Origin of the sequence: Microbacterium sp. HMWF026 (assembly GCF_003061325.1) — a bacterium.
GTDB classification, from domain to species: Bacteria; Actinomycetota; Actinomycetes; order Actinomycetales; family Microbacteriaceae; genus Microbacterium; species Microbacterium testaceum_E.
Genome location: NZ_QAJB01000022.1, coordinates 1 through 14,785, shown reverse-complemented (window position 1 = coordinate 14,785; position 14,785 = coordinate 1). Strand labels below are relative to the sequence as shown.

At 66.1% G+C, this 14,785-nt stretch carries 15 protein-coding genes; 4 read left to right on the top strand and 11 right to left on the bottom strand.

What is annotated here, in order from left to right:
* Positions 1-272: 272 nt before the first annotated feature.
* The 4 genes from DBR36_RS01150 to DBR36_RS17150 all read left to right on the top strand — a co-directional run bounded on the left by DBR36_RS01150 (position 273) and on the right by DBR36_RS17150 (position 3,191).
* Entirely contained in the window at positions 273-533 is a 261-nt protein-coding gene (locus tag DBR36_RS01150; RefSeq protein WP_108317201.1) for a hypothetical protein, read from the top strand.
* Positions 534-581: 48 nt separating this feature from the next.
* Positions 582-830, top strand: a complete 249-nt coding sequence (locus DBR36_RS17155; protein ID WP_128217813.1) for a hypothetical protein — start codon at positions 582-584, stop codon at positions 828-830.
* A gap of 952 nt (positions 831-1,782) precedes the next feature.
* Positions 1,783-2,517 (top strand): ParA family protein, encoded by a 735-nt coding sequence (locus DBR36_RS01140; protein ID WP_308810932.1) that lies wholly within the window; start codon positions 1,783-1,785, stop codon positions 2,515-2,517.
* Positions 2,517-3,191 carry a hypothetical protein gene (locus DBR36_RS17150; protein ID WP_128217814.1) on the top strand — a complete coding sequence of 225 codons (675 nt, stop codon included), beginning with the start codon at positions 2,517-2,519 and terminating at the stop codon, positions 3,189-3,191. Before DBR36_RS01140 ends, DBR36_RS17150 begins: the two co-directional genes overlap by 1 nt.
* A 207-nt stretch (positions 3,192-3,398) precedes the next feature.
* Here DBR36_RS17150 and DBR36_RS18205 read toward each other — a convergent pair whose 3' ends face one another.
* From DBR36_RS18205 to DBR36_RS01080, 11 genes are all read right to left on the bottom strand, one after another.
* Positions 3,399-5,354: a helix-turn-helix domain-containing protein gene (locus DBR36_RS18205; RefSeq protein ID WP_108317198.1), complete on the bottom strand. Its 1,956-nt coding sequence runs from the start codon at positions 5,352-5,354 to the stop codon at positions 3,399-3,401.
* A 539-nt stretch (positions 5,355-5,893) separates the two neighbouring features.
* Positions 5,894-6,136, bottom strand: coding sequence for a hypothetical protein (locus DBR36_RS01125; protein ID WP_108317197.1), 243 nt, complete (start codon positions 6,134-6,136; stop codon positions 5,894-5,896).
* Between the two features lie 330 nt (positions 6,137-6,466).
* Positions 6,467-7,006, bottom strand: a complete 540-nt coding sequence (locus DBR36_RS01120) for a hypothetical protein (protein ID WP_108317196.1) — start codon at positions 7,004-7,006, stop codon at positions 6,467-6,469.
* 198 nt (positions 7,007-7,204) lie between these two features.
* Entirely contained in the window at positions 7,205-7,738 is a 534-nt protein-coding gene (locus tag DBR36_RS01115; protein ID WP_240663852.1) for an RES family NAD+ phosphorylase, read from the bottom strand.
* 77 nt (positions 7,739-7,815) lie between these two features.
* A complete protein-coding gene (locus tag DBR36_RS01110; RefSeq protein ID WP_108317194.1) occupies positions 7,816-8,367 on the bottom strand; it encodes a hypothetical protein in 552 nt (183 codons plus the stop codon).
* A gap of 146 nt (positions 8,368-8,513) precedes the next feature.
* Positions 8,514-9,089 carry a hypothetical protein gene (locus DBR36_RS17145; RefSeq protein WP_146185160.1) on the bottom strand — a complete coding sequence of 192 codons (576 nt, stop codon included), beginning with the start codon at positions 9,087-9,089 and terminating at the stop codon, positions 8,514-8,516.
* 97 nt (positions 9,090-9,186) lie between these two features.
* Positions 9,187-11,604, bottom strand: coding sequence for a phosphoenolpyruvate synthase (gene ppsA, locus DBR36_RS01100; protein ID WP_108317192.1), 2,418 nt, complete (start codon positions 11,602-11,604; stop codon positions 9,187-9,189).
* Positions 11,601-12,470: a pyruvate, water dikinase regulatory protein gene (locus DBR36_RS01095; protein WP_108317202.1), complete on the bottom strand. Its 870-nt coding sequence runs from the start codon at positions 12,468-12,470 to the stop codon at positions 11,601-11,603. The genes ppsA and DBR36_RS01095 overlap by 4 nt, the downstream gene beginning before the upstream one ends.
* 11 nt (positions 12,471-12,481) lie before the next feature.
* Complete coding sequence (locus DBR36_RS18795; RefSeq protein ID WP_108317191.1) at positions 12,482-12,814, bottom strand: helix-turn-helix transcriptional regulator; 333 nt, start codon at positions 12,812-12,814, stop codon at positions 12,482-12,484.
* A gap of 1 nt (position 12,815) precedes the next feature.
* The gene (locus DBR36_RS01085; protein ID WP_108317190.1) at positions 12,816-14,081 is read right to left on the bottom strand and encodes an alpha-hydroxy acid oxidase; all 1,266 of its coding nucleotides are present in this window, start codon (positions 14,079-14,081) and stop codon (positions 12,816-12,818) included.
* Positions 14,082-14,092: 11 nt separating this feature from the next.
* Positions 14,093-14,785, bottom strand: a 693-nt coding sequence (locus DBR36_RS01080; RefSeq protein ID WP_146185159.1) for an MFS transporter, incomplete at its 5' end; no start/stop codon positions are given.

Sequence of the window (14,785 nt, the reverse complement as noted above, 5' to 3'; positions counted from 1 at the left end):
GACCCTCGACGCGACGCAGCCGCTTCTGGAGGTCGTCTTTGTTGCCCTCGTATCCGTTCACCTAGATACCATACCCCCCTAGGGTATGTAACGCAACACTCCTATTCATCCCCCTGCGCGCGTCCACCGGAGTGGGCCACCCACCTATCAACGGCCACACCCGCGGCGGAACGAATTGCCCCGTCCATGGGCGCGGCGGTGGCTACGGCTAGGGTGTCCGACCCATTGCGACAACTTGCGTCGAATAGAACATATGTTCGATACTGGCGACCATGCGTGATGACGGCCCGCGTTGGCATCCCCAACTCCTTGCGCGCGAGACCTCGCCGGCTCGTTGGGTAATGCTGGATGCCCGCGATCAGGTAGCGGGAACGATCGAGCTGCGCCGCACGGATGACGGGCCACGTTACCGGGTAGAAGTAGCCGGCGGCGAGGTGCTCGGCTGGGCGACGTCGCTCAAGACGGCCACGGAGCGTCTGCACCGCGTCATCATCTCCGCGAACGTGCCCGGCGGCGGCATCAACGGGTCATGACCGTCGACGAGACATGAGGGGCGGCGCGTGGTACAGGTTTGGTCTCCGATGTCGCAGCTGCAGCGCTCCCCAGAGAAGGGCGTGTGGTTCATCTTCGACAGAAGCAAGCGGATCGCGATCGTGCGACTCGTGGAGGTGCATGGGCGGAAGCTGCTGCGCTCGGTGACGTTCCACGATGACCCGGCTCAGCGGCAACTGATCGGCTACTTTCCCGAGGACGCGATGAAGCTTGCGGTCGAATGCACCTGGTCGGAGTACGTCAAGCAGACCGGTCCGTCGACGAGTAACCGGAAGTAGGTCACACGGATCGAACGTGCAGGAGTGTCCAACCCTCGGGAACGGCGGCGCGTAGACCGCTCATGTCGGGTGCTTCGATCTGTCTGGCACCGTCGCGTCGCGCGAACGTGCCCGTCGCTGCGAGAAGCGTGGTGCCGTTGGACATCTTCACGGCCGCGGACGTCATCTGGGGCACCTTCCTTGTCGGGGCGCATGTCGCACCAGTGATCGTCATCGTCCACGACGACGACCGGGGCCATGCTGTAGCCGAGTCCTTCCGTCACGTACTCGCGTGCGCGACGGCGTAGTCCGCCGGTCTAGGTGGCGACCAGCTCTTCAAGTCGTGGTGGAGGTCGAGGCCGAGATCGATCGGCATGTACCGTCCCTTCCACTCCCCCTCCACCCGCAACGTGATGTCCAGCTCCGTCCAGCTGGCTCCGATGTCGTAGAGCGTCCTGGAGTCGATCAGGCCAAGTCGCGAAGGGCGCCGAGGGCGGCTCGATATGGCGCTAGTAGCTTGTTCACCACCGCTTTCCCAATGCCGGCGAGCGGGTTTCAATGATCAGCGACAGTTGCATAACTGTTGCGTAACATCGCGGCTACATGGACGTTTATTGGCGCCAACACAGGCGTCACAATAACGTCGACCAGACGCTTATGTTAAATATGTCTTGTCCAACTGTTGGGTTTGCGTTGTGTTCAAGAAACAAGACCTATGCATCACTTCAATGTCCAGGTTGCGCTGGAGCAGAGCAACGCTTCGGCAACAGTTATTTATGGTCGATGTTTATGTATTTCGTACAGAGATAGGTTATGTGCGTCTAATACTGATGTGTCGTAACTGTTACGTACACCAAACATCGCAGCAGCGGCGTGTCGCAGACGTGCTCATCTTCTTGTGCCACTACGTTGGCGTTCGGGTTAGCTAACACCGCCACGACACATAGGCGGATGCGCTGTTGACCCAACGCATGTGTTTCGCATTGCAGGCGTAACAGTTACAGAACAGCAGGGGAGTGATCTCGTGAAGGTCATCGCAGTGTGCGGGCAGAAGGGCGGCATCGGCAAGACGTCGGTGTCGATGAATCTCGCCGCCGCCATGTCGAAGCACAGCAAGATCCTCGTCATGGATGTGGACCCGCAGGGTTCGACGATGTTCTGGGCGGAGACGGCGGACGACGTTGAAAACGAGCTCCCGTTCGACACCTCGCCGTCGACGGACCCCGAGGCACTCCGTCACCTGAAGAGCCTGAACGAGTACGACGCGATCATCGTCGATACCCCCGGCTCGCTGAGGGACGAGGATGTCCTGGGCGCCGTGCTCGACCTGGCTGACTTCGCTATCCTCCCGATCACCACGTCCACACTGGACTTCCCGGCGATAACTCGGACGTTGAACGAGTTCGTCATCCCTAGGGGAGTGCCTTACAAGCTCCTGCTGAACAAGGTCGACACCCGCCGCGGACAGAAGCGTCTGGACGGGTGGAAGCAGGCCATCGACGAGGGAGAGTTCGTCGCCGACCGCATCGGTGTACCGCGGTTCAACCACCACATCCGTCTGTCGTCGACGGTGGAGGACATGCCGATGGAGGGCAAGGTTGTCACCCAGTACACGGATACCCGAGCGAACCAGAACGCGATCTTCGATTACACGGCGGTCGCGCTCGAGCTCACGGCGCAGTGGTACGAGGAAGCGAAGGTCAACTGATGGCAAAAATGGATCTGACCGCGCGGTTGAAAAACTCTGCGAAGCGTGCGCAGGATGTCACCGCGCAGGCGCACCTCGTGGCAGTTGAGGACTTGGTTGAGCCGCCTGTCACAGAAGCCCAACCGGATAGCTCGGCGCCCGCTGTCGAGCTTACGCAACCCGCCGAGCCTTCGGCTGTCGCGACGGACGAAGCAGCTGGCAACGAGGCGACACCGGCACAGAAGCAGGTGTCCCGTCGGCGCCCGGCGCCAGCGGAGCCGCGCCGCGCGCCGGCTAGGCCGTCGACGACTCCGGACAGCGTGGCGGGGGAGTCGGTGAAGGGTCTCGCCCTTGAGCTGCCGAAGTCTCTGAACGCCCGTCTCAACGCTCATCACACGCAGACAAAGATGAGCTTTGTGCTGACCGTGATGACGGCCGTCGAGGTGGCCTACCCCCGGCTTCAGGAGCTGATCGACAAGAAGCTCGGTCGTCATGACGAGCCGGCTCGGGTGTCACTGTTCGCAAAGCCGACACGGCAGCGAATCTCGCGCGACGAGGAGACCGAACGGCGGACAATCCGGATGAGCGCCGGCGGTCTTGAGGTGCTCGACGGACTGGTCGAGGAGTTCGCAGCGCCTTCGCGCACATTCCTGGTCATCGTTGCACTCGACACCTACCTCCCCGCCCAGGACTGACGTGCACGGCCCTGCGTCCGGGCCTCGGCGAGAACTCCTACCTTGCGCTCAGGACCGACCTCGCCGCATCCCAGACCATCGCAGCGCCTGAGACGTTCGAGGGGCGGCCTGAGGCCTCGACTCGGCTCTGCCAATCGAGCCCACCATGGAATCTGCAGCACGGCAAAAATCCACCGCCGCCACGACTCCAACCGGTCCTTCGTCGTATCAGGCCGCCAGGGCTAGTCCCCGCTCGAGGTAGCCGGCACGGACCAAATCACGAGCCTTCCTGTGGTCTCGTCGCTTGGTGGGCCCTCGGGGGTACGCAGCATAGTCGGGCCGGTCGGACTCATTTGAGTAGGACTTCTTCCCTCTCCGGTGTTTCGCGCGTCGTTCCATCCAGGTGACCTCAGCAAGCCACCATGCCCACACAAGGCGTTCCTCGTCGTATCTGGCGCCGCGCTGCTCCAGGTAGCCGTCAACACCGCGTCCGCGGGCGACGAAGTCACGAGCGGTGGGGGAGAGGCGTCGCCAACCTCCAGGGGTCCTCTCGATGAGACCCGATGCGCTCAAATCGTCGACGCGGCGTCGGACGACGTCGGGGTCCAGCCCTGTTCGACGGACGAGCTCGGCGAAGGTGGCGCTGCCCCCTGCCGGCGTGTGCTTGTAGATCAATCCCGCGTTCCTGCCCATGCTGCGGGGTGCGGTGAAGACGTCGTGTGCGAACAGTTCCAGCCGGGTGCTGATCTCTCTGATGAGGGCTTGGGAGAGTGGGAGGGCGTTGGCGATGGCGCGCATATGCGCTTGTGTCCGCTCTCCTCCTGACTCCTCTGTGGAAAACCGAGAGTCGAGTCGGTAGCGCTTTGCGTGCACTCCTTCGGCCTCCGTCACGACGGCGAGCCAGCCGCCTGCGCCGTCTTCCCCAGTAAGCGCGCGGAGGGCACGGGAGACGGTGGTGCGCCCGTAGCCGGTGTCGGCGCTGAGCCGGCGTACGTCGGCTTCAACGGTGTGCTGGGAGCTCTGCAGCATGTACAGGCAGATGGCGTCCAGGACGACGCGCTGCGCGTGGGAGCCTTCGACCCGACTGTTGTGTGTCGCCCAGATACCGGGGAGGGCGTCAGCGCGTGTGAGGGCGCGTTGCACGGCGGCGGCAACGCTCGCGGTGCGCTGGCGGTAATCCTCGTCGTCGCCCGAAGCGCTGAGTGGGTGAGCGGCTACGAAGCGGACGGCGTACTCCCATGCAGCGGTCAGCACCTTATCGATCTGGTGTTCGCTCCGCCGCTGGCGTGTGGCACCGACGCGCCGCGTGCGGGCGTGTTCGAGGCCCGGGGAACTGTGCACCTGCTCGCGGAGGTCCTGATAGCTCCAGCGGGCATGTGCGGCGGCCGCGAGGATCCGCACCAGCGTGTGCGACGCGTCGGGACCGGCTTCGCTGTGCAGCACCAGGTCCATGGCCATCGACAGGGGCCGACGGCGGCCGCGGATCCGGGGCCTTCCGGCATCATCACGGACGACGTTGTGCAGGTCCTCGGTGGACGGGGCGGGCAATTCCGCGCCGAGGTCGACAAGCAGCGCATGCAGCTGGCCGGGGACGTCTTCGTCGGCCGCGTGGTCGGTGATCGCAGCCAGGTCACCCACCGGCGCCGAGTGCCCACCGGCGCGGTGGGGAGCGTAAGGCGGGCGGACGCAGCCGGCTTTGGGGTTCGTCAGCGGCGCGAGGTCAAGAGAGGGGAACAGGCTCCTGGTCAGGTAGGCGATGTCGCGGACGGCGTCAGCGTCAGCGGGCACGTCGAGGTGGACCCAGACGTGACGTCCGCCGGTAGGACCGGACAGGCACAGCAGATGGGGGACGTTGAGCTGCTCGAGCCAGTACGCGAAACGGTCTGCATCGCTCGCGGCGTCCCCGACGGATGCATCGAAGTCGAAGCAGAGGTAACGGAAGCGGAGGTCATCGTCGGCCAGGAACATCGCCCACGTCGTCGATGGCGGCGCCTCGTTGAGGGGCCAGAGCTTGTCGTAGGCGTTGAGTACCTCGCCGCTGGCGGCTCGGGCAGCCGCGCGGACGTCATCCCTGGGGGAGAGGCGGCGGGTAATCGCCCACACCTCGTCAAGAGAGTAGGGCGACACGCCGGTGGGGTCGACGAGCGTCAATGCTCGTGCGCGCCCCCGGATGGGGGTTACCATGGCGACATCACCTCCTCGGAGGTACGACAAACGCCCCTCGCCAAGGGGTTGCAATCGAATACCTGCTCTCTCCGACTCCCAGTCGCCAAACCTTCGGTTGGAGTGAGTGAAGCTCTTACTCCAGGCCCACGCGCTACGCCAATAGCGCGGAGGGCCTGATGTCATTTACGGGCGCGTCACATGACGAGCTCCTTCCATCACGGTGGGGGACGGCCGGCGGGACGCCGAGCCGAAAGTACGGGCCCCATTGGTGAGACTGGTCTGGGTGCACGCCGTAGCGCGGTGGGGGAGAGGCATGTGGCCTCGATCCGCCGGAGTCGCCTGTGAGGGGCCGGGGGCGATGCTCGACCGGGCCATGCTGAGGGGATGTTCGCGTGACACGCCGACGTTGGTACGCGAATCCACCCCGCCGCGCGGGGTTTCGGTTAGCATGAGAGCACCTCCTGAGGAAGCTCGGGTGGGTTCCAGACTCTGGTTTGGTCGCTAAGGTCTGGCGAACTACATCGAGGGGCCCCGTCGTCGGACGGGGCTCCTTTTCGTTAGCTGGCGATCTGCGTCTGCGTCGGCAGCTCCCTCGAGGATGGGCGTACCAGGGCGAGCGGCGACACCGGCGCGACCTGATCGACTTGGGGGAATGATTCGACGAGCAGCTCTTCGAGCATGTCGCCGGTCACTCCGGGCTGGGGTGCAAGCTCGGGCATACCGAGCTGGTGCGCCGCGAGATGAACGAGGTAGTCGCCGTAGCTCATGTGCAGCAGGTCCGCGTTCGCGCGAATGACCATGCCAAGTGGCTTAGCGGGCTTCGCCGTGATCTGGTCACGTTCGCCTTTGCTTGGTCGTCCCATGTGTCCAAGCATGCCCCGTGATTTCTTAGGTACCTACGATTGCCGTTCGGCGTGTCGAAACGTAGGTGCCTAGGAAATCTGCCCGCTTGAGGGCCATACGCCGGGGGTCGCGGCATTGCCACGAGGGGACCATTGGCGCCGAAATCCGCAGGCGCAGCCCGCCGGGGGAGCGGGGGCGCTCCTGTCACCCTCTCGCACTCCGCCCGCGTTGCGTTAGCGCCGCCGCCGGCCGGGCGCGCCCGCGTTGCGCCCAGTTCCGTCCGCCGCTTACGCGCCCCACGACGCGGCGTCACGCCTCGCGGCCGCCACAACGCCGGCGACTTCTCCAGCGGCGAGGCGGTCGATGTGTCGCCGCTCCACTCCATCCCCGCCGTGGAGGGGCGTGTTGAGCCACTGCGCCCATGTCCACGGGTCGTCGACGCCCACCCCGAGGATGGGCAATACCTCGCTCAGACCCGGCACCAGCGCGCCGTTGCGCACCTGGAAGGCGGGGTAGAGCGTGCGCTGGTCGGAAGTGTCGAGGCGGAGGGCGCGGCGCTCACGGACGGCTTTGGAGAGGGCTGCGCGCCCGACGCCGAGCTCTTTCTGAAGCCCACCGCTCGAATAGCACGGGCCGACAATGTCCGCCCATGGATTCTTGACGAGGCCGAGGCGGGCGACGATGTCGGCGGCTACGGTGTCGGGGGAGCCCAGCGCGCTGACCTTCGCCCCGTCGCGAATGAGGCGCTCGAGCCGGGCGCGTACAGCCTCGAGGAGCTCGTCGGTGGCCGCGTTCTCCCGTTGGTGTTCGTCTTGGTCGCTCGACACCGAACCCTCCCCGTCAACTGCGTCAACCCGTACGCTGGAGCGGGGGTGTCAACTTTGTCAACTCAGTATGCCGCGACAGGGGAGCAGCTTCCAACCTTCAACGTCGGGTCGAACCTCACCAAATAACCGCCGATACCAGCTCGCACCCATCCGAACGCCGGTATGGCGGCGCCGCAGCGAGTGTCGGGCCGCACCCCGTCAGACGATGTTCATACCTCCGGTGACGGGGGTGTTCGCGACGGTCCAGCCGAGCGCCCGGCACGCATCTTCGCCGCTCAGGTGGCGAGTCGCGGTGTGCCCGGCATGTGCGCTCGGTGCGCCGGCGTCGCCGAAGAGCGCGTAGGCGTCGGGGCTTCCCGTGGTGAATGCCGAGCCGTAGAGGACGCCGCCGTAGCCTGCGTCCTCGAACGCCTGCGCCCACGCTTGCGGGATCGAGTAGTCCGACATGGTCGTCAGCTCGCGCACGATGCCGTGCTTGGCTGCGGCGACGTCGTTCACCGCAGCGCATCGGTGTTCGGTGGGCGCGCTGACGACGGAGACAACGAAGGAGTCAGCGAGGGCGCGCGACACCACGCCTTTCCGCGACACTCGACCACGGATCCTCTCTCGCACCGCCGTGTCCACGCTCAGTGCGGTGCAGCAGGTCCCACGGGCGCCGTGCAGGTTAAACCGCCCCTCCACGCCATTGTCGTAGTACCAGGCTCCGTGCGCTGTTCCGTGGGAGCGGTACATCGGAGCGCCCGCGGCCAAGGTGGCCTCCGGAAACGCGCTGAGGACTACCCCGGCCGGCGGGGCGCTCTGCGAGGCGGTCACGCGGCCCAGGCCGCTGCGTCGTGGCGCGCCTCGACGAGCACGGTCTCCAGATCCCCGTTGGCGAGGAGGTCGATGGCGCGCGGCTGGTCCTCGCCGTTCTCGTCCGCCAGGGGAGTGTTGAGCCACTGCGCCCACGTCCAGGGGTCGTCGATGCCGGACTGCAACACGGTGAGCACCTCTTTCAAGCCCGGCACGAGCTGTCGGTTGCGGACCTGGAAGGCGGGGTAGAGGTTGCGGCCATCGGCGGTCGGGAGCCGGAGTGCGCGAAACTCCTTCACGGCACGAGAAACCGCGCCGCGTTCGACGCCGAGCTCGCGCTGGAGGCTGCCGCTGGTGTAGCAGGGCCCGACGATGTCTGCCCAGGGGCTCTTCGTCACACCGAGGCGGTCGACGATGTCCTGGATGACGGTCTCGGGCTTGGTGATGACGCTGACCTTCACGCCGCCGCGCACGAGCGCGTCGATCTTGCTGCCGAACAGGTCCTTCAGCAGGTTCGCGGCCTGCTCTTCCTGTCGCCGCTGCGGGTCTTCGGGTGCGAGAGTAGTCACCGTTCCTCCATGTGTACCATGTCTACCACTCAAGTATGCGCGTGTATGTCGACCATGTCTACCACCCCAATAGGCGAGTGCCGGTACACCATGACACCGAACGGAGGGGGAGAAGCGACCACCGGCAAGCGTCGGGAGCGCCGCGGTCAGACGCCGTGCACCTTCGCGATGGTCCGGGCGGCGAAGTCGATGAGCGGCTCGGCGATCTCGCGGGCGGCACGCCGGCAGGTGTCGTCATCACGTGAGGCGTAAGACGGCATCGCGCCGTGAGAAGCAGAGCCGGGTCGCGTCACCACCTCGGTCCAGCGCGTTCCGTTGAACCGCTCGACGAGGGCGCGCGACTGCTCGGCATAGGCGTCTACCCGGACGGTAACGCGCAGCACGGACACCGGCTCGTTGACCGTGATGATCCGCACGAGCTCGTAGGACTGCCGAGTGCGGGAGAACGTAGTCTGGTCGATACTCATGCGTACCCACATGCGCGGTGGCGTCTCACCGTGAGGACCGCTCACACCCGGCAGTTTCTGCGGCAAGACGGTATCGAGCAAACGCCGATAATCATCGTTATGTCGCCGAGCGCCGTAGATGACGTCGTTGGAACTGGGCGAGGGGACGTCGTTAGCGTCCGGGCCTGCGAACACGACGCGTGTGACGGGTACGTACCTAATGAACATCTGGCAGGCCACAACTTGCGTGGTTGGGCGCTTGCGTCCAAACGCCATCGCCCGGAACTTGCACCGTCGCTTTTCCTACCAAGCAGGACTGATGGCGCGGCCGCCACGACCCGCACCTCCCGCCACGACCGCGTTACCATGCCTCTCAAAGGCGCGACAGGTGCGTCTGGGTGAGGATTTCTGCGGCGGGTCGTTCGTTGTGAGCTAGCGCGAGCCACGTCTCCACGACCGTGTCGGGGTTGAGCGAGAGCGACTGGATGCCACGGGCAACGAGCCACTGCGCGAAGTCGGGGTGGTCGCTGGGCCCCTGCCCGCAGATGCCGACGTATTTGCCGTCGCGACGGCAGGCGTCGATCGCCAGCCCGAGCAGGTGGAGCACCGCCGGATCGCGCTCGTCGAAGGCGGATGCCATGAGCGCGGAGTCGCGGTCGAGGCCCAGGGTCAGCTGCGTCATGTCGTTGGAGCCGATCGAGAAGCCGTCGAAGTGCTCGAGGAAGCGCTCGGCCAGGATCGCGTTGGCTGGCAGCTCGCACATCATCACGACTTTGAGGCCGTTCTCCCCGCGCCGCAGCCTGTTGGCGGCGAGCAGCTCGATGACCGCCTTGGCCTCGCCGACGGTGCGCACGAAGGGCACCATGATCTGCACATTGGTCAGGCCCATGTCGTCGCGCACGCGCCGCAGCGCCTCGCACTCCATATCGAAGCACGCCCGGAACTCCGGGGAGACGTAGCGCGCAGCGCCCCGGTAGCCCAGCATCGGGTTCTCTTCGTCGGGCTCGTACAGCGTCCCACCGATGAGGTTGGCGTACTCGTTCGACTTGAAGTCCGACAGGCGCACGATCACCGGCTCCGGTGCGAAGGCCGCGGCGATCATCGAGACGCCCTCGGCCACGCGCTGCACGAAGTACTCCTCAGGTGAGGGGTAGGCGGCGATGCGGGCGCGGATGCCGTCGGCGAGGGTGCCGTCGAGCCGGTCGATCTCGAGCAGGGCCCGCGGATGGATGCCGATCTGACGGTTGATGATGAACTCCAGCCGCGCCAGGCCCACACCCGCGTGCGGCAGGCGCGAGAAGGCGAACGCCTGGTCGGGGGTGCCGACGTTCATCATCATCTTCACGGGGGCCGTCGGCATCCGGTCGAGTTCGGTCTGCTCTTCGGCGAAGTCCAGGATGCCGTCGTACACGAGGCCGTCGTCGCCCTCGGCGCACGAGACGGTCACCTCCTGCCCGTCGGTCAACGCGTGGGTGGCCACCCCGGTGCCGACGACCGCGGGGATGCCGAGCTCGCGGGCGATGATCGCGGCGTGACAGGTGCGACCGCCGCGATCGGTGACGATCGCCGAGGCGCGCTTCATGATCGGCTCCCAGTCGGGATCGGTCATGTCGGCCACGAGCACGTCGCCGTGCGCGAAGTCGTGCATCTGATCGATGGAGGTGAGCACGCGCACGCGCCCGGCGCCGATGCGCTGTCCGATCGCGCGCCCCTCAACGAGCACGGCGCTGCGCTCGGCGAGCACGAAACGGCTGAGCACGTTCGCCGACCGCTGCGACACGACCGTCTCGGGGCGCGCCTGCAGTACGTACAGCTGCCCGTCGACACCGTCCTTGCCCCACTCGATGTCCATCGCGCGGCCGTAGTGCTCCTCGATGACCAGGGCGATGCGGCCGAGCTCTTCGACCTCCGCGTCGGTGACCGAGAAGCGCGTGCGGTCGTCGGCATCCACTTCGATGAAAGCCGTGCTGCCGTCGACGTGCCGACCGTCGGAGTACCGCATGGCGATGGCCTTCTCGCCGACGCTGCGCTTGAGGATCGCGGGCCGACCGGCGCGCAGGCCCCGCTTGTAGACGTAGAACTCGTCGGGGTTCACCGCTCCCTGCACGACCGCTTCGCCCAGGCCATACGAGCTGGTGACGAACACGGCGTCGTCGAAACCCGACTCCGTGTCGAGCGTGAACATCACGCCCGAGGCCCCGATGTCGGAGCGCACCATGCGCTGCACGCCGGCGGAGAGCGCAACCTCGTGGTGGTCGAAGCCGTGGTGCGCGCGGTAGGCGATCGCGCGGTCGTTGTAGAGCGATGCGAACACCCGGCGGATGGCCTGGAGGATGTTCTCGATCCCGCCGATGTTGAGGAACGTCTCCTGCTGCCCGGCGAACGAGGCGTCGGGGAGGTCTTCGGCGGTCGCGCTGGAGCGGACGGCCCAGGTCACGGCATCCGGATCCGTCTCGCCCGAGACGAGATGCGCGTAGGCCGTGCGGACGTCGGCCTCGAGGTCGGCCGGGAACGGCTGCTCCTCGATCCACGCCCGCACGCGCCCGCCGAGCAGGCTCAGAGCGGCGACGTCGTCGACGTCAATTCCCTCCACCGCCACGCGGATGCGCTCGTCGAGGCCGCCCTCGGCGAGGAAGCGATCAAAGGCGTCGGAGGTCGTCGCGAATCCGGGGGGAACCCGGATGCCGGCGGCTGCCAGGTGAGAGACCATCTCGCCGAGCGAGGCGTTCTTACCGCCGACCCGGGCGAGATCGCTCATGCCGATCTCGTCGAAGCGCAGGATGTTGGTCATGGTGTGGGCCTTTCGTGTGGTCGGTCCCGCAGGTTCATGGACTGCAGGATCACGGCGGACATCTCCTCGACGCTCCGGGTCGCGGAGCTGAGCAGCGGGATATGCGTGCGACGGTAGAGGTCTTCGGCCCGGCGAATCTCGAGGGTGCACTGCGCGAGGCTGGAATAGGTGGAGTTCGGCCGGCGCTCGTGACGCACCTGGCTGAGGCGCAGGGCGGTCGTGGTCAACCCGAAGCAGCGCTCGGCGTGTGGGGCGACGATGCGGGGCAGCCCGTCGGTGGGGAAGTCGTCGTCGGTGAGCGGGTAGTTCGCCACGAGCAGCCCGTAGTGCAGCGCGAGGTACATCGTGGTCGGCGTCTTCCCGCAGCGCGACGGCGCGACGATGATCACGTCGGCGCTGGCGAGATCGCGCCCGCTCTGGCCGTCGTCGTGCTCGATCGCGAACTCCACGGCCCGCATGCGACGGAAGTACTGCTCGAGGTCGCCGAGCCCGTGATACTGCCCCGCGCGGGTCTCTGCGGTGGCGCCGAGCTCCGCCTCCAGCTCGGTCAGGTGCCCGGCGAGGAGGTCGATGACCACCGCAGCGGCACCGGCCAAGCGGGAGCGGATGCCGGCATCTTTCACCGTCGCGAACACAATCGGCGCGGCTCCCGCCGCGGCCGCACGCCGCAGATCGGCGACGACGGCGTCGACGGAGGTGACGTTGCCGAGGAAAGGCACGGTCCGGCGGTCAAAGCGGGCCCCCGGGAAATTCGCGAGGAGGGCACTCCCAAGGGTTTCGGCGGTGATGCCCGTGCTGTCCGAGACGAAGAAAACCGACCGCGGATTTGTGAGGTCTGCTGGCGGAGTGTCGGTGGACACCGCCATTCGCTTGTGCGTCACGTTGCGGCGTGTAGCGAGAATCGCATGACCCATTCCTCGAGCTCGAGGAAGGCGTCGAAGCGTATCTGATGCACTCGGCGATATCCGTCCTGGGTCATCGTGACCAGCCCTGCCTCACGAAGGACGGCGAGATGCCGAGAAGCGGCAAACCGCGACAACTCTGTTGCGCCGGCCAGATCGGTGATCGAAAGCCCGGAGACTCCATCGAAGCGAGCACGCCGTAGGGCGTCGAGGAGAGCGCGTCGCTCGCTTACGCCGAGGGCTCGTATCGTCGTCGTCAGAAGGTTCGTGTCGACGGAGTCATCGGTGTGCGCAGGCGACGCGCTCATGTCAGGCCGGAGCGCCCAGCTGCTCGTGCGCGGCAGCCGCCGAGCGGGGGACGAGGCGCGCCAGCTGCGTCACATGCTGCGGTCCGAGTTCGTCCAGCGAGGACACCTGGATGAGCTGCATGGTCCGGGTGATCTGCTCGGCGAGGATGGCGATAGCCCGTTCCACTCCGTCTTGTCCGCCGGCCATGAGGCCGTAGAGGTAGGCACGGCCGATGAGGGTGAAGCGGGCGCCGAGGGCGATGGAGGCGACGATGTCCGCGCCGTTCATGATGCCTGTGTCGATGACGACTTCCACGTCCCGTCCCACCTCCCGTGCGACGGCGGGGAGGAGGTGGAAGGGGACAGGTGCTCGGTCGAGCTGGCGTCCCCCGTGGTTGGACAGCACGATCCCGTCGACGCCGAGGCCGGCGAGGCGGCGGGAGTCTTCGACGTTCTGGACTCCCTTGACGACGAGCTTGCCGGGGAACAGCTGGCGGATGATGGCGAGGTCGTCGAAGGAGATCGAAGGATCCATGGCGGAATTGAGTAGTTCTCCCACCGTTCCTCCGGTGGCAGTGAGGGAGGCGAATTCGAGGGGAGGGGTGGTGAGGAAGTCCCACCACCACCACGGCCGCGGCAGGGCGTTGAGAACGGTTCCGGCGGTGAGCTGGGGCGGGATGGAGAACCCGTTGCGCTTGTCTCGGAGGCGTGCGCCGGCCACGGGTGTGTCGACGGTGAAGAACAGGGTGTCGTAGCCGGCTGCGGCGGCGCGTTCGACGAGCGTGTACGAAATCTCCCGCTTCTTCATCACATACAGCTGGAACCAGTTGCGTCCGGTGGGGTTGGCCGCCTTCACATGCTCGATGCTCGTCGTGCCGAGAGTGGAGAGGGTGAAGGGTATTCCCCACTTTGACGCTGCGCTTGCGCCGGCGATTTCCCCCTCCGTCTGCATCAAGCGGGTGAAACCCGTGGGTGCGATGCCGAAAGGGAGCGACGAGGGGCCACCGAAGACCGTTGTCGACGTATCGACGCGGGACACATCGCGCAGGATCGACGGGTGGAACTCGACGTCCTCGAAAGCCTGACGGGCGCGGGCGATGGAGAGTTCGGCGTCCGCAGCCCCGTCGGTGTAGTCGAACGCGGCGGCGGGCGTGCGGCGCTTGGCGATGAGGCGCAGGTCCTCGATGGTCAGCGCGTTCTCCAGCCGGCGCTTCTTTCCATCCAGGGTGGGGCGCTTGAACCGCATGAGTTCGAAGAGGTCTTTGGCGTTGGGAAGTTGTCGTTTCATGGTGGTGCTCCTCAGGCGACGCTGTCGTTTTCGCGGTGTGCGACGCGCTTGACGAAGAACGAGGCGACGAGGCCGAGACTCGCGCAGAAGACGACGTACAGGGCGATCGGCCAGGACTCTCCACCGCTGGCCTGGTTCAACGCCGTGGCGATAAGGGGGGCGGTGCCACCAAAGATGGCGGCTCCGAGCTGGTAGCCCAGTGTGGCGCCGGAGTAGCGGATCTCCGGGCTGAAGCTCTCCGCAATCAGTGTTCCGAGGATGGCGTTGACGCTGCCCCACAGCAGGCCGAATCCGATGATGGTCGCGGCGAAGATAGCGGCGTCCGATCCAGTGTTCAGCAGCAGGTAATAGGGGAACGCGAGCCCGATGGTCAGCAGCGTGACCGTCCGGTAGAGAACGGCGCGGGAAACGGAATCCGAGAGGCGGCCGAAGAACGGCATCCAGATGGTGGCGACGAGGGCGGCGGCCGCGACGGCAGCCAAGACGACGTTATTGCGCGCGTCGAGGGTGTTCGTCGCGTACGCGATGATGTAGACCCCAAAGATGTAGAACGGGCCTGTTTCCGCCGCCTTCGCGCCAATGGAGACGAGTACCGCTCGCCAGTGCTTGCGGAACACCTCGGCAATCGGCAGGCGCACGACGCTCCCCGTCTCTTGGATCCGACGGAATTCGGGAGTTTCGTCGAGCTTGGAACGGATCCAGAG

Coding starts and splice junctions, on each gene's coding strand:
- ppsA (WP_108317192.1), bottom strand. CDS start 11,604: ATGACCAACATCCTGCGCTTCGACGAGATCGGCATGAGCGATCTCGCC.
- DBR36_RS01125 (WP_108317197.1), bottom strand. CDS start 6,136: ATGGTCATTCGCGCGAACGCGGACCTGCTGCACATGAGCTACGGCGAC.
- DBR36_RS01085 (WP_108317190.1), bottom strand. CDS start 14,081: ATGAAACGACAACTTCCCAACGCCAAAGACCTCTTCGAACTCATGCGG.
- DBR36_RS17155 (WP_128217813.1), top strand. CDS start 582: ATGTCGCAGCTGCAGCGCTCCCCAGAGAAGGGCGTGTGGTTCATCTTC.
- DBR36_RS01150 (WP_108317201.1), top strand. CDS start 273: ATGCGTGATGACGGCCCGCGTTGGCATCCCCAACTCCTTGCGCGCGAG.
- DBR36_RS01115 (WP_240663852.1), bottom strand. CDS start 7,738: ATGTACCGCTCCCACGGAACAGCGCACGGAGCCTGGTACTACGACAAT.
- DBR36_RS18795 (WP_108317191.1), bottom strand. CDS start 12,814: ATGAGCGCGTCGCCTGCGCACACCGATGACTCCGTCGACACGAACCTT.
- DBR36_RS01095 (WP_108317202.1), bottom strand. CDS start 12,470: ATGGCGGTGTCCACCGACACTCCGCCAGCAGACCTCACAAATCCGCGG.
- DBR36_RS17150 (WP_128217814.1), top strand. CDS start 2,517: ATGGCAAAAATGGATCTGACCGCGCGGTTGAAAAACTCTGCGAAGCGT.
- DBR36_RS18205 (WP_108317198.1), bottom strand. CDS start 5,354: ATGGTAACCCCCATCCGGGGGCGCGCACGAGCATTGACGCTCGTCGAC.
- DBR36_RS17145 (WP_146185160.1), bottom strand. CDS start 9,089: ATGGCGTTTGGACGCAAGCGCCCAACCACGCAAGTTGTGGCCTGCCAG.